The organism is Mogibacterium kristiansenii (assembly GCF_029224645.1).
GTDB lineage: Bacteria > Bacillota > Clostridia > Peptostreptococcales > Anaerovoracaceae > Mogibacterium_A > Mogibacterium_A kristiansenii.
Window position 1 is genome coordinate 57142 of sequence record NZ_JAQXUZ010000015.1, and the last position, 18154, is coordinate 75295.

General features: G+C 55.0%; 12 protein-coding genes. All 12 read left to right on the forward strand.

Features of this window, described 5'->3' with window-relative positions; all coding sequences use genetic code 11:
- Positions 1-7: 7 nt before the first annotated feature.
- The gene (locus PUE40_RS04205; RefSeq protein WP_277672003.1) at positions 8-3427 is read left to right on the forward strand and encodes a PD-(D/E)XK nuclease family protein; all 3420 of its coding nucleotides are present in this window, start codon (positions 8-10) and stop codon (positions 3425-3427) included.
- A 17-nt stretch (positions 3428-3444) separates the two neighbouring features.
- Positions 3445-4287, forward strand: coding sequence for an MBL fold metallo-hydrolase (locus PUE40_RS04210; RefSeq protein WP_277672004.1), 843 nt, complete (start codon positions 3445-3447; stop codon positions 4285-4287).
- A gap of 12 nt (positions 4288-4299) precedes the next feature.
- Positions 4300-4779, forward strand: a complete 480-nt coding sequence (gene rlmH, locus PUE40_RS04215; RefSeq protein WP_154554613.1) for a 23S rRNA (pseudouridine(1915)-N(3))-methyltransferase RlmH — start codon at positions 4300-4302, stop codon at positions 4777-4779.
- A 67-nt stretch (positions 4780-4846) separates the two neighbouring features.
- Entirely contained in the window at positions 4847-7129 is a 2283-nt protein-coding gene (gene lon, locus PUE40_RS04220; protein ID WP_277672005.1) for an endopeptidase La, read from the forward strand.
- 121 nt (positions 7130-7250) lie between these two features.
- Complete coding sequence (locus PUE40_RS04225; RefSeq protein WP_277672006.1) at positions 7251-8423, forward strand: iron-containing alcohol dehydrogenase; 1173 nt, start codon at positions 7251-7253, stop codon at positions 8421-8423.
- 278 nt (positions 8424-8701) lie between these two features.
- Entirely contained in the window at positions 8702-10066 is a 1365-nt protein-coding gene (locus tag PUE40_RS04230) for a CCA tRNA nucleotidyltransferase (protein WP_277672007.1), read from the forward strand.
- A 77-nt stretch (positions 10067-10143) separates the two neighbouring features.
- Positions 10144-10830 (forward strand): L-2-amino-thiazoline-4-carboxylic acid hydrolase, encoded by a 687-nt coding sequence (locus PUE40_RS04235; protein ID WP_277672008.1) that lies wholly within the window; start codon positions 10144-10146, stop codon positions 10828-10830.
- 33 nt (positions 10831-10863) lie between these two features.
- Complete coding sequence (gene proC / locus PUE40_RS04240) at positions 10864-11655, forward strand: pyrroline-5-carboxylate reductase (protein WP_277672009.1); 792 nt, start codon at positions 10864-10866, stop codon at positions 11653-11655.
- A gap of 525 nt (positions 11656-12180) precedes the next feature.
- The gene (locus PUE40_RS04245; RefSeq protein ID WP_154555027.1) at positions 12181-12924 is read left to right on the forward strand and encodes a CHAP domain-containing protein; all 744 of its coding nucleotides are present in this window, start codon (positions 12181-12183) and stop codon (positions 12922-12924) included.
- Positions 12925-12932: 8 nt separating this feature from the next.
- Positions 12933-13835: a LysR family transcriptional regulator gene (locus PUE40_RS04250; RefSeq protein ID WP_277672010.1), complete on the forward strand. Its 903-nt coding sequence runs from the start codon at positions 12933-12935 to the stop codon at positions 13833-13835.
- Positions 13836-14056: 221 nt separating this feature from the next.
- Complete coding sequence (locus PUE40_RS04255) at positions 14057-15406, forward strand: LVIVD repeat-containing protein (RefSeq protein ID WP_154555029.1); 1350 nt, start codon at positions 14057-14059, stop codon at positions 15404-15406.
- Positions 15407-16243: 837 nt separating this feature from the next.
- Positions 16244-18034 carry an aminopeptidase P family N-terminal domain-containing protein gene (locus tag PUE40_RS04260; RefSeq protein ID WP_277672011.1) on the forward strand — a complete coding sequence of 597 codons (1791 nt, stop codon included), beginning with the start codon at positions 16244-16246 and terminating at the stop codon, positions 18032-18034.
- Positions 18035-18154 lie beyond the last annotated feature (120 nt).

The following is an 18154-nucleotide window of genomic DNA, read 5'->3' on the forward strand; positions in this document are numbered from 1 at the left end:
GAAGGACATGCTGAAGATCTATCAGGGCCGAGAGAACATTGACAAGGAAAAATTCATCTATGAGCATACCGAAGGGGAGACCCTGGTGATCGTGCCCGATCAGTACACCCTGGTGGCGGAGGAACAGGCTTTGAAATACCTGAACACCTCCTGTCTGCTGAATGTGGAGATTCTCAGCATGAACCGGCTGGGCCTGCGCATGCTGCAGGAGCAGGGCACGGATAACGTGCGGATGCTGGACCGGTATGAGCGGTACATGCTTTTGGCGCGGATTATTCGCAATCGGGAAAAACAACTGGATATTTTCCGCACCTCCGCCGGCAAGCGGAATTTCGTGGAGATGGTCCACGATTTCATCGCGGATTTCCGCCAGCAGGAATGCACCCGAGAAGAACTGGAGGAAATTCTGGCGGATCCGGAAACCGACGAACTGTTGCGGAAGAAAATCCGGGAGCTCTCCGGCATTTTGGAGGAGTATGAATCCCTGGTGCAGGGAAAGTACAAGGATGTGGAGGATTACGTGGACCTGTACACGGACGCCATCGGGAAATCCCGGGAACTGGTGGGAAAAACGGTGTGGGTCTACGGATTCGACAGCATGACGGCGAAGTTCGTCCGCTCCCTGACAGAGATTGCCGGAGTGGCCCGGAACGTATACGTCATGGTGAACCGGACGGATTTCGGATTGGAAGACGTGCTGATTCGGAGCATCCGCCGTTCCGCCGAAGAGAAGGGCCTGACGGTTTCCGTGGAAACCCTGACCGGCGACGTGCTGGAGAAGTCGGAAACCCTGAAGCGCATCGAACAGGGTCTTTTTACCCAATCGGATAAAACAAAAATCGCCTCGGCGGATTTCCGTCCGGCGGATCTTAAGGTGGTGGAGTGCGCCAACCTGTACAACGAGGCGGAAAATGCGGCGATTCAGGTGTACAACCTGCTGCACCGGGGATACCGCATGAAGGATATCGTCATCATCTGCAACGACACGGAGAAGATGCAGCCCATCGTGGAACGCACCTTTCGGGAGTACGGACTGCCTCTGTTCCGGGATGCCCGGCGAAGCATTCGGGATTCGCAGGTGGTGGGTTTCGTGATGAACCTTCTGGAAATCTGCAGCGGCGGGTACCGGACGCCGGCGGTGATGGCGCTGCTGAAGAGCGGCCTCACCGGGCTGGAGCGGGAGGCCATCTGGAACCTGGAGAACTACGTCCGGGATTTCGGCATCAAGGGCTCTATGTGGACGACGCCGTTTAAATACGGGGATTTTGAGTATGACCCGGAGGAATTCGCCAAGCTGGAGGAGAGCCGGGTGGAGATTACCGGACGAATCGACCAGCTGAAGGTGCTGGCGGAAGAATCGGAGCGGATGGCGGATTTCATCGAGAAATTCTACCGATACCTGAATGAGGTATGGGATCTTCGGAATAAAATCCGGGAGATTGAAGACGGTCAATACAACCGGGATCGGTTCGAAGAGGCTCAGTGGACCGCCCAGAGCTACAACGAGGTGGTTCGGATTCTGGGATGCGTGGGGAATATCATGGGGGACGAGAACATGGACCTAAAGGAGTTCGTGGATCTGTATTCCGTGGGAATTCTCAATGCGGAAGTGGGGCTGATTCCGCCGACTCAGGACGGGCTGACCATGGGCGTGATGATTCGAACCCGGCCGGCACCGCCGAAGGTGGTGATGGTGCTGTCCGCCAATGAGGGAATCCTGCCTCAGACCCCGTCGCCGGAAGGGCTGTTTTCCGTGGATGAAAAGCAGCAGTTCGCGCGGCACGAATTCGTTCTGGGGAGCCTGGACGACTTGAAAATGATGGAAGAGAACGGCGCCATGTACCGCACCGTGTCCCAGGCATCGGAGAAGCTGTACGTAAGCTATTCCCTGGCGGGAAGCGATGGCAGCGATATGAAGCCGTCCGTTCTGGTAGATTACCTGAAGGACCTGTTCCCCCTGCTGAAAATCCGAAAGGATGCGGTGAGCCGGGGCTTTAATGCGGATCTGATACAGAACGGACCGGAGTCCCTGCGCCACATGATGAACCACTTCAAGGAGCGGCCGATGGATCAGATGATCGGAGCGCTTCAAGAGGAGGCATCGTCAGAGGAAGAAGAGGCGGAGGCAATTCCGACACCGGCATCTGCAGCGGCAACGGAATCGGCGGAAGAGGAAGAAAAATATCTGGCAGAGGGCATCCTCCGCTGGTACGAGAAGCACCGGCCGGAGCAGCTGAAGGAACTCAGCCGGGCGGGACTGGATGAGAACAGCGCTCGGGATTTGGACATCGACACCGCCGGACGGCTGTACCGCCGAGGGGAGGATTTCGTCTTCAGCGCCTCCAAGCTGGAGAAATACAACCACTGTCCGTTTGAATTCTTTGTGATGCACGGACTTCGGGCGGAAGAGCCGCGGGAGTTTCGAAGCAGCGGCCGGGAAATCGGCGATGTGTACCACGAGTGCATCATGCGGGTTTCCAAACGGCTTCTGGCAGAGGGCATTCTGGAGGATAAAAGCAATACGGAAGAGGCGGAAGCTGCCGGCACCGGTATCGGTGAGGGAGCGGAGGAACCGAAGACATCGGAATCGCAGGCGAAAGCGGAAGGAGGTATCTCCATGGAGCACCTGGCAGAAATGGTGGACGAAGAGCTTCTGAAGCTGTCCGAATCCTATCGCGGCGGACTCTTCGTTTCCGGCGACCGAGAGAAATACCGCATGAGCCGAATCCGCCGGATCTGTGAGGATGCGGTGCGGGTGCTGGCGGAACAGCTGCGCCTGGGAAATGTGGAAATGTCCTTCTTCGAAGAGCAGTTCGGACGGGGCTGCCGGTTTCAGCCGATTGAATACACCCTCCACGGGCAGAAGGTCTACATCGAGGGAAAAATCGACCGGGCCGATCTGATGCGGGGCGGCAACATCCGAATCATCGATTACAAGACCGGAAAGGACAAGCTGGACATCGAGCAGATGCGCATGGGCTACAAAATGCAGCTGATGGTGTACCTGGAAGGGGCCAGCGGCGACGAATACAATCCGGTGGGCATGTTCTACTTTAACATCAGCGACAGCGAGCTCAACGCCAACAAGCTGGATGAAGTCAAGCAGCAGGAACAACTGGCCAAGGAAGAGGGCGAGCGGTTCAGCCTGCGGGGCGCCGTGCTGGACGACCCGGCGGTGCTCAGCAGCATGCCGGTGGAAATGCTGGAGAAGAAGCCGAAGAAACTGAGTCAAGAAGAATTCCGCACCCTGCGGGAGGATGTGCACAAAACCATCGAGTTGCTCAGCGATGGCATCGTCCGCGGCAAAATCGACATTTCCCCGACCCGCCTGAAGAAGGACAAACGGGCAGAATGCACGTACTGCCAGTACCGTGCCATCTGCAAATTCGACTTAACTTACAGAAACAACAAGTACAGACAGATATAGAACATAGGCAGAAATTCATGAATTTAGCAATACAATCAATCGGGAGCAGCAGCTCCGGCAATTCCTATTTAATCACCGACGGCACCACCCACCTCCTTCTGGACGTGGGCCTCAGCGGCAAAAATATCCGCGCGGCTTTGGCGGACGCCAACATTTCCGAGGACGCCGTTTCCGGAATTCTGGTGACCCACGAGCACGTGGATCACGTGAAAAGCATCCGCATGATGTCCCGCATCTGCGAGAACGCAGAGGTCATCGCCTCTCGGGGCACGGCTCACAACTGCGACAAGTTCCAGTACGTGCCGGAGGACCGGCTTCGGTATTTTTCCGCTCAGGATGAAACCCGAATCGGAGACATTCAGATTAAGGGCTTCGCCCTTTCCCACGATGCCAGCGAGCCGCTGGGCTTCTCCTTCCGGAAGGACAACACGAAAGTCACGGTGGTGACGGATACGGGCACCGTCACCGATGAAATCTACGAAGAGATTCGCACCTCCGACGTGCTGGTGATGGAAGCCAACCACGAGGTATCCATGCTGGAAATGGGTCCCTACCCGTATCCGGTAAAAAGAAGAATTCTCAGTGACCAAGGCCATCTTTCCAACGTGGCTTGCGGCGAGGCCCTGACCCGCATGCTGGAAGACCGGCCGTCCCTGAGCCTTGCCGGACACCCTTGTGAGGACGGGAAGCTGGCGCTGCCGAAAATTCTTTTAGCCCATCTCAGTACCACCAACAACACGCCATTCAATGCGGCGCTGACGGTACGGGATGTGCTGGACCAGAACGATTACCACAAGAACGTGAATTTCCGCATGGAGGTGGCGGCCAAGAGCGCAGCCGGACCGCTGATTGGATTCTAGGATAGGAAGAAAATGAACATCAATATTATTTGCATCGGAAAGTTAAAGGAAAAATATTGGCAGGCGGCGGTGGCGGAGTACACCAAACGAATCGGTGGGTATGCCCGGATTCAGATTGTGGAGCTGAAGGAATCGAAGCTCCCGAAGAACGCATCGCCGGCGGATGAGAGTCAGGTGATGGAGAAGGAGGGGGAAACCATCCTGTCCAAAATCGGAGAGTCGGATTACGTGATTGCCATGGAGGTGGAGGGGAAGATGCTGGACTCCGTGGAACTGTCCCGGCATCTCACGAAAACCTTCGACAGCGGTCGGTCCACCGTGGATTTCATTATCGGCGGCAGCCTGGGGCTGTCCCCGGCGGTGAAAAAGCGGGCGGACTTCGGGCTTTCCTTCAGCCGCATGACCTTCCCTCACCAGATGGCCCGGGTGCTGCTGCTGGAGCAAATCTACCGCAGCTTCAAGATTGCCAACAATGAGACCTATCATAAGTAAAGAAACCTGCAGCATTCCCGCTGATGCAGGCATGCCGCAAACAAATACATAGAAGGGATGAAGAGAGATGACATTAGTACCGATATATAATCGAATCATAATTCCAAACGGAAAAGTATACATTATCAGCGACCGGTACCGGATGGTAACCGGTCAATTGCCGCAAGTGGGAGAACGAGTGATTCTCCTGCTTTCTCGGGAAGAGGACAGCTGGAAGGAACTGACGGAAGAGGGGTTCTATCCCGTGGGCGTGGGCGGCACCGTCACCGATGTGAGCAAGAACGGCTACTGCATCGTGGAAACCTCAGATCGGGTGAGCCTGGATGCCATTAACGGAAAGGGCGCGTTTCACGCAGAGCTCAGCATCAGCCGGATTCCGGACGAGGAGGAGATGGATCCCGAAATTGAACAGCCTCGAGTGAACCGCATGAAGCAGAAGCTTTACGAGTTCCTGAGCACCGTGCCGTGGGGGGTCATGGCCAAAAGCTACCTGAAGAACATGGAGAGCGTGGGAGAAATCGCTTCCGCCCTGTCCATCTGGATGAGCAATACGCCGGAGGAGAAGTACCGGGTACTGTTGGAGAGCAGTCCGGTAAAAAGAATGGAAATCATGGAGTCCATGGTTTACGAATATCTGGAGATGGCGAAGCTCACCGGGGAAGCCGAGAGTGCTCAGGAAAATGAGAACGAGAAGGCGTACCGGAAACAGGCCATCCAGCGGCAGATGGAATTTCTGCAGCGGGAGCTGGACGAAATGGATCCGGAAAGCGTTTCCGATATTCGCAAATTCGAGAAGAAAATCGAAGAGGCGGGCATGAACCCGGAGGCCGAGAAGGAAGCGAAGAAGGTGCTGAACCGACTGAAGCAGGAGGGTCAGAACAGTCCGGAATCCGGCATGCTTTATGACTATCTGGACTTTGTCACCACCCTGAAATGGGGCAAGGCGGAACCGGAGCACATCGACCTGGACGAGGCGGAAAGCGTGCTGGAGGAAGACCACTTCGGCCTGGATAAGGTGAAACACCGGATCATTCAGCAGATCGCGGTGATGGAGCTTCAGAAAAAGCAGACCGGCTCCATCCTTCTTTTTGTAGGTGCACCGGGCACGGGTAAAACCAGTATCGGCCGCAGCATTGCGCGCGCGCTGAAGCGGGAATACGTTCGGGTCAGCCTGGGCGGCGTTCGGGATGAGGCGGATATTCGGGGTCATCGGCGGACCTATATCGGCGCCATGGCCGGCCGGATTATGAACGGCATTCATAAGAGCGGCGTGTCCAATCCGGTGATGGTGCTGGATGAGGTGGACAAGCTGTCCGCGTCCTATAACGGCGACCCGGCCAGCGCTTTGTTGGAAGTTCTGGATCCGGAGCAGAACAGCACGTTTACCGATCACTACATGAACGTGCCGTACGACCTGTCGGATGTGTTCTTCATCTGCACGGCCAATTCCACGGATACCATTCCGGAGCCGCTGCTGAACCGGATGGAAGTGATTCAGTTCTCCGGTTATACGGCCACGGAGAAATTCCAGATTGCACGGCGGCACCTTTTGCCGAAAGCCATGGAATCCATGGGAATCCGGGAGGAGAATCTGGAGATTCCGGAGGACGTGCTGGAGACCATCATTTCGGATTACACGGCAGAGGCCGGAGTCCGGGGCCTGAAGAAACGACTGGACACCCTGTGCCGAGTGGCTGCAGTGAAAATGGTGAAGGACGCGGGCGAAGAACCGGCGAAGGTGGAAGTCCGGAAGGAGGATCTCCGGGAATATCTGGATATGCGGCCAATCAGTCACGACCGGATTTTGGAGAAAAAACAACCCGGCATCGTGACCGGACTGGCGTGGACCCGGGCCGGCGGCGAAATTCTTTTTGTGGAAACCCTGTTCACAAAGGGAAGCGGAAAGCTGATTCTCACCGGTCAGTTGGGAGATGTGATGAAGGAGTCCGCTCAGATTGCGGTGAGCCTAGTGAAATCCATGCACCCGGATAAGGCGGCGCTTTTTGAGGAGAATGATATTCACATCCACGTGCCGGAAGGGGCGGTGCCGAAGGACGGTCCTTCGGCGGGAATCACCCTGACCACGGCATTGACCTCCCTGGTGGAGAACCGACCGGTATCGCCGGAAATCGCCATGACCGGCGAGGTGTCCCTGCGGGGCGCGGTGACGCCAATCGGTGGGCTGCCGGAGAAACTCATGGCGGCGCAGCGGGCCGGCATCCGCAAGGTACTCATTCCAAAGGAGAACGAGGAAGATTTGAAGGATGTGGCAGAGGAAGTTCGGGAGAAGCTGGAGATCCTGCCGGTAAGCCGGGTGGAGGAAGTGCTGGAACTCACCGGACTGAAGTAGAAGTCATTATGCAAAAAAAGTCTTTTTCCGCAACAGGCTTGCGGAAAAAGACTTTTTTGTTGTAAGATGAAGTGGCATGAAATGCAATTCTTTAAGAAGAAAATTAGCAGAGGGAAGAACGATGAATAATTTTGAGTTTGAGAATCGGACGAAGGTATATTTCGGAAAAGGTGCGGTGGCAGAAAAGCTGCCGGTGCTGGCCGCTGGCTATGGCGGCAAGGTGTTGCTGGGATACGGCGGCGGCTCCATTAAGAAGAACGGCGTATACGATGAGGTCACCGGAATCCTGAAGGATGCCGGCGTGGAAATCGTGGAATTCAGCGGCATCATGTCCAACCCGACCCTGGAGAAAATGCAGGAGGGCGCCCGTCTGGCAAAGGAGCAGGGGGTTACCTGGATTCTGGCTGTGGGCGGCGGCAGTGTAATGGACTGCTGCAAATCTATTTCCATCGCCGTTCCTTACGACGGCGACGTGTGGGAAGAGTTCTGGGAAAAGCCGGGCAATTTGAATTTCGATCCACTGCCGCTGGGCATGATCGTAACCATGCCGGCCACCGGCAGTGAGGTGAACGGTTCCGCAGTGCTGACCAATACGGAAAAACACATTAAGACCGACCGGGACTATCCGCGGATGAATGCGGATTTCGCCCTGATGGATCCGACCTATACCTACTCCATGCCGCTGCGGCAGCTGCGGGCAGGCACTTTTGATATCCTGTCCCATATCATGGAAACGTATTTCAGTTTCCCGATTGAGGACAACGTGTCCGATGATATTTCCGAGGCCCTGATGAAGGGCGTCATCCGGGATTTCCGTAAGGCCCTTCAAAATCCGGAGGATTACGAAGCGCGAAGCAACATCATGTGGGAAGCTTCCATGGCGGAAAACCGGGTGATCAAGATGGGCAAAACCAAGGATTTCGAGGTTCACAATATGGAGCACCAGCTGAGTGCCTACACGGACTGCAACCACGGAGAGGGGCTTGCGGTGCTGCATCCGACCTATTACCGCCATATTTTCCGGGACGGTCTGGGTAAATTCACCCGTTTTGCGACGAACGTGTGGGGCCTGAATCCGGCGGACTATGCGGATGAAGAGGAACTGGCGCTGGCAGGCATTCAGGCGCTGGAGGATTTCATCCAGGAGTGCGGACTTCCGGGAACCCTGCGGGAGCTAGGCGTGGATGAAAGCACAGACCTTCGGGAAATCGCCGATTCCTGCTACACCGCCGGCGGCGCCTTCCGGGAAATCCGGCAGGATGAAATATATGAGATCTATAAGGAATGTTTCTAGAAAAAGAGAAGAGGGGAGATGGGAGAGTGATTCGCCGGGCGAATCACTCTCTTTATATAAAGAAAACTCCGCGAATTCGCGTTAGATGCGGAGTTCCGTTGATGCGTGGCGAAAGCGGCGGGCTTAATTGGTAAAGAAAGCTCTCATTGCGGTCGTGAAACAGAAGATGTGCTTCCCAGCGGCGGGGAAAGGGGGTAGAATACCTGTAAAGATGGAGATTCGATATGACGAATGTTATCGGACGAATTTTTTCGGTGAGGACTTAAAGGACGATGAATTTGAAGACTTATAAGGAGCAAATTCCGGCGGCGGCCCGGTTCATTATGGAGCGGCTTCAGGCGTCGGGATACGAAGCGTACCTGGTGGGGGGCGCGGTGCGGGACCTGATTCTGGGGCGGCAGCCGGGGGATTACGACATTACCACGAACGCGCTGCCGGAGGAGACGGAAGCGGTGTTCCGGGATTTTGGGACGCTGGAAATCGGAAAGGCGCACGGAACCATCGGGGTGATTGTGGATCACAAAGCCTACGAGGTCACCACCTACCGGGTGGATGGGGAATATACGGATCATCGGCGGCCGGATGCGGTTACCTTCACCCGATCTCTGGAACAGGATTTGGAGCGCCGGGATTTTCGGATCAATGCGGTGGCCATGGACCTGAATGGAAACCTGCGGGGCGTGCCGGGGTACGAAGAGGATTTCGCCCGGCGGCAGATCTGTGCTGTGGGCAATCCGGTGCAGCGCTTCGAAGAGGATGCCCTACGGATTCTGCGGGGCGTGCGTTTTGCGGCGCAGCTGGGATACGAGATTGAGGCGAACACCGGCCGTGCCATTCACGAGAAGAAACACCTGCTTCGGCAGATTTCCCCGGAGCGCATTCGGGTGGAAATAGAGAAAACGCTGACTGCGCCGAATCCCCTTCCGGTGCTTCGGGAATACCGGGATGTTTTCGCCGAGGTGATTCCGGAGCTTCGGGAGACCTTCGATTTCAACCAGCAGAACCCGTTCCACTGCTACGATGTGTACGAGCACATCCTCCACGTGGTGGGCAATGTGCCGCCGGAACCGGTGCTGCGCCTGGCGGCGCTGTTCCACGATATCGGGAAGCCGAGGTGTTTTGTGGTAAAAGAAAACTGGGGACACTTCTACGGTCACGAGCAGGTGTCCGCAGAGATGGCGGAGGCGATTCTAAAGAGGCTTCGCTACGACCGGAAAACGGTAAAAGACGTGACGGAACTGGTGGCATCCCACGGATATGTTTTTAACCGCACGGAAAAGTACGTCCGCCGGCGGCTGAACCAGCTGGGGGAAGAGCAGCTGATGCGGCTGATCGATCTGGAGCGCGGGGACGTGCTGTCCCAGGCGGAGCATGTGCGAAAGGAGCGTGCGGCGGCCATCGATGCGTTTCGGGAGCTGGTGCAGACCGTGGCGGAGAAAGAAGGGGTGCTGAAGCGGAAGGACCTAGCCATCGACGGCCGGGATGTGTTGGAACTGGGGGTGCCCCGGGGACCGGAAGTGGGCCGGGTACTGGATGAAATCCTGGACCGGGTGCTGGAAGGGGACCTGGAGAACCGCCGGGAGGTGTTGCTGGAAGCGGCAGAGGAATGGAAGAAAAAGCATATAATTTGGTACATAGGATAAATATTTCTGCAAAATATTGAAATTTTGGACAGAAAAGCGTATAGTGAGTACAAATAAGCAACCAGGGAGGTAGGCAAATGCTGAGAATTGAAAATCAAGCAATCGTGTTCGCGCTGCTTTGCAAATACACGGTGGAGACCGAAGGCGAGAAAGGCCGGGAGGTCATTCAGAAAGGTATGATTCGGTACGGCCGGGAGCGGGGCGCGCGGATGGCGGCTCGGGCGAAGGCCAACGGGGACCCGATTGCCCTGTGGACCAATCAGGCCTACGGCGAGTGGAAGCCGGATTACGAGGGACAGATGGAGTTCGGATACGACGAGACGGAACCGACCCTGAAGAGCTACATCAGCAAATGCGCGTGGTGTGACGCCTGGAACAAATACGGCCTGTTGGAGTACGGCCGGGAGTACTGCGTGAATGTGGACAAGGCGGTGTACGAGGGATTCTGCGAGGATTTCGTCTGTACGCCCAACGTGCCGACCATGAGCTGGGGCGGCAAGCGCTGTGAGTTCGACTGGGGGCAGCCGCTGACGGAGGAAGATCTGGCGAAAATGAACCGGAAGAAACAGGAATTGGGCACTTCAGCCATGCGGGATTTCGACTATCACACGGCACACATCTACTACACCATCACCGATGAAATACAGAAGGCGTTCCCGGAGAGTGCCGATGAAATCATCCGGAAGGCGGTGCAGGATTACGTGAAGATCTTCGGGCAGGCGGAATACAATCGAATTTTGGAATTTGAGGGAGAACGGTTCTAAGAAATTGAACGAAAGAGAAAGAAGGTACTTGAGATGAAATTTGGCGTAATTGGATTCGGAAACATGGGCGGTGCCATCGTGAAAGGTGCGGTGGCCAGCGGCGTTCTGGCAAAGGAAGATGTTCTGGTCTACGATATCAAGGAGTCGGCGCGGAAAGCGGCGGCGGAGTTCGGCCTGAAGGTGGCGAAGGACGATGAAGATGTCACGGCGAACACGGACGTGACCCTGCTGGCGGTAAAACCACAGCAGATGCTGGATACCATGGCGCAGACCGGCAAGGGACTGCAAGACAAGGCGATGCTGTCCATCCTTCCGGGCGTGTCTGTGGAGCGTCTGCGGGATGCCTGTGCGGTAAAAGAATTCCGCATTCTGCGGCTGCTTCCGAATACCCCGGCGCTTGTTTTTGAAGGAGCGTTCGCATGCAGCAAGGAAAACGACCTGACGGATGCAGAGCGGGATTTTGCCACAAAACTCTTCGAGTCCATCGGCACCATTACTTGGGTAAAGACCTATGACCTGGATGCGGCCTGCGGTCTTTCCGGCGGCGGCCCGGCATACGTGGCAATGTTCGTGGAGGCGCTGGCCGATGGCGGCGTAAAAGAAGGTTTGACCCGGGATGTGGCTTACGAGCTGGCGATTCAAACGGTGCTGGGGTCCGCAAAACTCCTGAAGGATACCGGGATGCACCCGGGCCAGCTGAAAGACATGGTGACTTCTCCGGCCGGAACCACCATTGAAGGATGTGAAGTGCTGGAAGATAACGGCTTCCGTGCGGCGACCATCAAGTGCGTGTCCGCCGCTACCCGGAAATCCAGAAGCATGTAATGGAGTGGGGGTATTTAATTGGAATTTTAAGATGTGGGGAGCTTGCGCCGGCGCAAGCTCCCTTCTTATTTGTGTCCGGCCGGCTCGGTTCGCGCCCGCCAGTCCGCAAAACCAATGAACTCGGTTTTCGAGCGCGAACTGCGGGCCGGAAAAAAAGACGATGGCGGCCCGGCCGCCGGAAGGGTTCGCGCCCGCCTGCCCGCAAAGCCAATGAACTCGGTTTTGGAGCGCGAACTGCGGGCCGGAAAAAAAGACGATGGCGGCCCGGCCGCCGGCAGGGTTCGCGCCCGCCAGTCCGGAAAACCAATGAACTCGGTTTTCGAGCGCGAACCGCGGGCCTGAAAAAAGGAAGATGGCGGCCCGGCCGCTCGGCAGAGCCGCAGATTTTTTTCACATTTATATCAATTATTTTGTGTTCAAAGTGGTAAAATAAGTTGTTACGCAGGGGAGGCGGTTGGCGGAAATCACCCCGACGAAAAATAGGCAATCGCATGGCCGCGAAGATGAATTAGAAAAGGTACACAGATGTTTAATATAAGGAAGAAACGGAAGAAAAAGAAAACTGTAAGCCCGCAGGTGCAGCTGACGCCGGAAGAACTGCAGGCCCTGGAAAGCGGCGATGATGAAGTGATGCGCCGCTACGCGGAGCGACGGATTCGGGCCGCCCGCAAGGCACAGCGGAAAAGAAAACAGCAGCGAATCCGGAGGCGGTCGTTAACGATAATCATCCTTTGTCTTATAGGAATGAATCTGGTTCTGGGCGGCCGGTATGTAAACAATCTGCTGAAAGCCGGCGGAACGGTATTGGACGGAGATGTTCCTATGGTGGAGACCGCCCGCACCCAGCTGGGAAACTACGGCGGAAAGAAGTTTTGGCAGTGGTATGGGTTTGATTCTCATGTGGATTGGTGTGCCTGCTTTATTTCCTGGTGCGCCGATCAGAACGGTTTGATTGATGACGGTAAGGTGCCCATGTCTTGCTACGTGCCGCAGCAGGTGAATTGGTTCCGAGATCGGGATCGGTACCACGAGCAGGGAGACGGGTACACGCCGAAAGCCGGGGATATCATTTTCTTCGACTGGGAACACGACGACTCCGTGGATCACGTGGGACTGGTGGCCTCGGTATTCCGAGGGAAGGTCTACACCATCGAAGGAAACTCCGGTTTTACGGGCAAGGATGAGAAGAAGTGGAAAGGAATATGCAAGCGAAACGGATATCCGATTAAGAGCAAGGATATTTTTGGCTACGGTCTGGTAGAGAAATAGGTGCGAATATGAACATCAAACAGATGAAAGGTTTCCTGGAATTATCCAAAACCCTGAATTTTTCCAAGACGGCGAAGCAAATGTACATGTCCCAGCCCGCCTTCAGTCGAATGATTGAGAGCATGGAAAAAGAAATCGGCGTTAAGCTGATTCAGCGGGACAAGGTGAATCCGAAACTGACTCCCGCCGGACAGAACGTGCTTCGGCATTGCGAACGTATACTGAACGAATATAACGAGCTGATGCAGGATGCCAAGCGCTTCAGTGCGGAGAGGAAAAAGCTCACCGTCGGAATTCTGGAGGACGGCATCCGGGCGGGGAACACCGGCCGAATGATTCGGCAGTTTGCAGAGGAAAACCCGGATGTGGAAATCGATTTCAGAAACACCAGTGAATCCGCCGCCTTCGATCAGATTCAGGAAGGGGAACTGGACTGTGGAATTCTGGTGCATTTTCCGGAGGTATACAGAGAACAGCTGAACGGAACGGTTATTTCCTGGGATCACGACTGCGTTTTCATGAACCGGAATAATCCGCTGGCATCGAAGGAAAAAGTTTCCGTGAAGGACTTGCGCTCGGAACGTTTCATCGTGGTGGATGCTTCTCAGTCTCGTTTTGGGTTCAACCGGACTATGGGACTGTGCCTGCAATACGGATTTGCTCCCCACATTGCCAAGAGCGTTTCTTCCGTGACCACCGCACTGCTGGAAGTGGACATGAATTACGGAGTGATGATTCTCCACAATTCCATGCAGGACATCGCCGGTCCGGAGACGGTGGCCATCCCGTTGGAGGGGGAACCGGAAGTGCCGGTTCAGATGATTCATCGGAAGGACAGCGGCAATCCGGCATTGGAGCGTTTTCGGGAATTCATCCGGGCGCGGGTTCCCCAAGGGGAGCCGGAGGCGTGACCGCGCTGCCGCAGGCGGCAGACGCCCCCGAAGAACTGCGCCAAACGGTTCCGTTCGGGGAGTCGGACGTGTGGGATGAGAGGTAATGCTTTTTTTGCATAACCTCCCCCTCAAAAATCGCATTTCCAATTGAATGACAAAAAGGATATCATCGAGTTATCGAAGATATCCTTTTTTTAGTGGAAGAGATTGGAGAAAAAACGATCATAAGGAGGAAATTCATGAGCAGAAGAACCGAAATGCTGCTGAAGAACATGGAATTTGTCGGCTACAATGACCTGAACAAGAAGCCGGGATTCCAGATGGGAATGCATCGCACGGAAGATGGAAGATATTTTATCTATTCGGCGTGCTTCCGGGATAATGGTTTTAATATTATTGAAGTGACGGATCCGAAGAATCCGGTGTCCAAGTGGGTCGAGGGCGATTGGGTCAGCGAGATTCATGACGGTCAGTCCCTGGCGAAGATTCAGGTGGCCGGCGGAAAGCTGATTGCTTGCTACGGCGGAACCATGCGGGTGCTCCACGGAACACACGAGCAGCCATATTGGGGCGGTTTCAAGATCTACGACATCACCGAGGATCCATGGAATCCGAAGTTCCTGGGTCAGTTCGAGTGTGAAGACGGTCCGGGCGTGCACCGGAGTTACTACGATGGCGGCAGATATGCGTACATCATGGGAAGTAAAAGAAATTATATGGGATACATCCTGCGCATCATCGACCTGGAGGACCCGACTCATCCGGTTGAGGTGGGCAGCTGGTGGGCAGACGGCCAGTACCTGGGCAACAAGAAGGCATCGGATATTCCGGAATTCGGAACCGAGCCGTTCATGAAGCTGCCGAACGGCCACGCCATCACCGAGAGAAACGACATCGTCTATGCGGCGTTCCCGAATGTGGGATTCTGCATGATCGATGTGAAGGACAAAACCCGCCCGAGACTGCTGGGCAATGTTCCGCTGAACCCGCCGTTCTCCAACGGCCAGTCCGGCGCAGCGGTGCACACCGCAATGCCTTTGGGCGACAGACCGTTCGCCATCGTAACTACCGAGGGTGAGCGTCCTTGGTACTTCGATCCGAACCGTGAGGATGGCATGTTCCACAAAATCACCAGCCAGCCGATGAACATCATCGGAATGATCGAGACCGGTGACAAGGAGAACCCGTCCCTGATTTCCGTATTCCCGTATCCGGAAGTTCCGGAGGAATACAAAAAGTGCCACGGCGAGAACTTCAACATCATTGACGGCCAGCGCGTGGTATTCGGCCCGCACAACATGTACGATGCCGCACCGCAGGATTGCTTGGAGCAGAGAGATGACAGAGTATACAACTGCCACTTCCAGGCAGGCCTCCGCGTCTACGACGTATCGGATCCTTTCGTTCCGAAGGAAATCGCTTACTTCATGCCGCCGGATCCGGAAGGCACTTGGTTCGACATCGAGGACGGCACGCTGTTCCCGGGACCGCACATCGGCATCGCCGAAGATGTTCTGGTAGACGACCGCGGATACATTTACGTGGACACCTACCAGGATGGACTGTACATCGTAAGATGCACCGTATAATCTTGTAAAAAAAACGCTCTGTAAAAATACAAACAACGAGACCGTAGGTGCCCAGCAGAGCGAAGGGGAAACGCTATTCTTGCGATTTCGCGGAATAATCCGGGTAACGTTTCGTGAAAAAGGGAAAAGATAGACTAGAAATGCTAGAGATGTAGGCTTGCAAGAGGAAGAGTTCCTCCTGCAAGCCGTTTTTGATTGTATGGGGGCCGGCCCAAATCCCGCCTGCCGGCCGTCCATGTTGGCGCCGCCCCGCCGGCAAAGCCTTATCCCACCGCCGGGTCACGCCAACAGGCCGGCCCAAATCCCGCCTACCGGCCGTCCATGTTGGCGCCTCCCCGCCGGCAAAACCTTATCCTACCGCCGAGCCACGCCAACAGGCCGACCCAAATCCCGCCTGCCGGCCGTCCATGTTGGCGCCCCTCCGCCGGCAAACCCTTATCCCACCGTCGGGCCACGCCAACAGGGCGTGCTCTTCCCCCGAAGGGCCCCTCTTCCCGGCGGGCCTGCCCCTCTTCTCCCGAAGGTCCCCCTCTTCCCGGCGGGCCTTCACCTCTTCCCCGTAGGGCCCCTACCGGCAGGCGGTTCTGCCGCCCCGTTCAAATCGAAATTTAGTAGGAATAGCCGGTGCAAAAGTGAAAAATAAGCCCTTTCCGGCAATTTCAACCGAAAATTAAAATTGTATCCATAAAAAAATCAAGAGCATTCTGGGGGAAGTATTAATTTTTTGAGTAGCCGGACCAGTTGAATTATTTATTGAAAGTGTTACAATTTTGACTAGGTATAGAACACGGTCTATGCTCCGGAGTTCTACCGCGTGTTATTAAGGAGGGAAACAAAATGACAGAAGTTGCAAAGCGCATTGAACAGCTTCGCAAGCTGATGGCAGAGCAGAACATCGACGCATATGTCGTTCCGACTGCAGATTTTCATCAGAGCGAGTATGTTGGCGAACATTTCAAAGCCAGACAGTTCATTACCGGTTTCAGCGGATCCTATGGAACAGCTGTTATCGCAAAGAACGATGCCGGTCTGTGGACGGATGGAAGATACTTCACCCAGGCACTGAGCGAACTGGAAGGCAGCGGCGTTCGTCTGATGAAGATGTTCGTTGATGACACTCCATCCACTACCGAGTGGCTGGCAGAACAGATTCCGGAAGGCGGCAAGGTTGCCTTCGACGGCCGTGTGCTCTCCATGGGCGAAGGTCAGGAATACGAAGAAGTTCTGGGAGCAAAGAACATCACCATCGAGTACGAAGTAGATCTGATCGATCAGATTTGGAGCGACCGTCCGGAACAGTCCAAGAAGCCATGCTTCTTCCTGGAAGACAAGTACACCGGCGAGAACGTTGCATCCAAACTGGCAAGAGTTCGGGCAAAGATGGCAGAATGCGGTGCTACCGTACACCTGATTGCATCTCTGGATGACAATGCCTGGTTGCTGAACTTCCGTGGTGACGATATTGACTTCTTCCCACTGGTTCTGGATTATGTAATCGTTGGCAAAGACGATGCACACCTGTACATCGACGAGAGCAAACTGAACGACAGAATCCGTGAAGAACTGGCGAAGAACAACATTCAGATTCACCCATATAACGACATCTACGAAGATGCCAAGAAGATTGGTAAAGACGAAGTCGCTCTCATCGACCCGATGAAGATGAACTACGCACTTTACAAGAGCCTGCCATGCAAGGTGGTAGAAGGTGCCAACCCAACCATCCTGATGAAGGCCATGAAGAACGAAGTGGAAATCGCAAACATCCGGAAAGCAGAGCTGAAGGACAGCGTTGCCCTCACCAAGTTCATGTACTGGATTAAAAAGAACTACGACAAGATGGAGATCACCGAGTTGTCCGCATCCGACAAGCTGACATCCCTCCGCGCTGAACAGGAAGGATACATTCGGGATTCCTTCGAACCTCTGCAGGCATTTGGTGCACACGCAGCAATGATGCACTACTCCCCGACAGAGGAGTCCGATGTTCCGCTGAAAGAAGGCGGCATGCTGCTGACCGATACCGGCGGCGGCTACTATGAAGGTTCCACCGATATCACCCGTACCACCGTTCTGGGCCATATCACACCGGAGCTGAAGAAATACTACACCGCAGTATACAGAGCAATGCAGCACTTGAGCGTGGCAAACTTCCTGTACGGAAACCACGGCTGGTCCCTGGATGTACTGGCAAGACAGCCAATCTGGGATCTGAACAAGGACTTCCAGTGCGGAACCGGACATGGATTCGGTTATCTGGGCAGCATTCACGAACCGCCAACCGGATTCCGCTGGTACATCGTTCCGTCCAAGAATGAGCATCACCAGTTCGAAGAAGGCATGGTTATAACCAATGAGCCGGGAATCTACGAAGAAGGCGACTTCGGTATCCGTATCGAGAACAACCTGCTCACCGTAAAGGGCGAGAAGAACAAGTACGGTCAGTTCATGCACTTCGAGACACTGAACTTCGTACCGATCGACCTGGACGGCATCAATCCGGAAGAGCTGACACGCTCCGAGAGAGAATGGCTCAACGATTACCACAAGGATTGCTACGAGAAGGTTAGCCCATTCCTCACCGACGAAGAGAAGGAATGGCTCAAGGAGTACACCAGAGCCATCTAGTTAGAAATCCAACACTCTCGGCGAACGAGAGACCGGTGCAGCTCTGCACCGCCGGACCACTCGGACACTTGGAATTTAGAAAATAATTATTTTGTAAAAAGAAAGTATATAATAACTGTA

Bases quoted from the DNA above. Each gene is read 5' to 3' on its own strand.
- PUE40_RS04205 (WP_277672003.1), top strand. From the start codon at position 8: ATGCTGAAGATCTATCAGGGCCGAGAGAACATTGACAAGGAAAAATTC.
- PUE40_RS04210 (WP_277672004.1), top strand. From the start codon at position 3,445: ATGAATTTAGCAATACAATCAATCGGGAGCAGCAGCTCCGGCAATTCC.
- rlmH (WP_154554613.1), top strand. From the start codon at position 4,300: ATGAACATCAATATTATTTGCATCGGAAAGTTAAAGGAAAAATATTGG.
- lon (WP_277672005.1), top strand. From the start codon at position 4,847: ATGACATTAGTACCGATATATAATCGAATCATAATTCCAAACGGAAAA.
- PUE40_RS04225 (WP_277672006.1), top strand. From the start codon at position 7,251: ATGAATAATTTTGAGTTTGAGAATCGGACGAAGGTATATTTCGGAAAA.
- PUE40_RS04235 (WP_277672008.1), top strand. From the start codon at position 10,144: ATGCTGAGAATTGAAAATCAAGCAATCGTGTTCGCGCTGCTTTGCAAA.
- proC (WP_277672009.1), top strand. From the start codon at position 10,864: ATGAAATTTGGCGTAATTGGATTCGGAAACATGGGCGGTGCCATCGTG.
- PUE40_RS04245 (WP_154555027.1), top strand. From the start codon at position 12,181: ATGTTTAATATAAGGAAGAAACGGAAGAAAAAGAAAACTGTAAGCCCG.
- PUE40_RS04250 (WP_277672010.1), top strand. From the start codon at position 12,933: ATGAACATCAAACAGATGAAAGGTTTCCTGGAATTATCCAAAACCCTG.
- PUE40_RS04255 (WP_154555029.1), top strand. From the start codon at position 14,057: ATGAGCAGAAGAACCGAAATGCTGCTGAAGAACATGGAATTTGTCGGC.
- PUE40_RS04260 (WP_277672011.1), top strand. From the start codon at position 16,244: ATGACAGAAGTTGCAAAGCGCATTGAACAGCTTCGCAAGCTGATGGCA.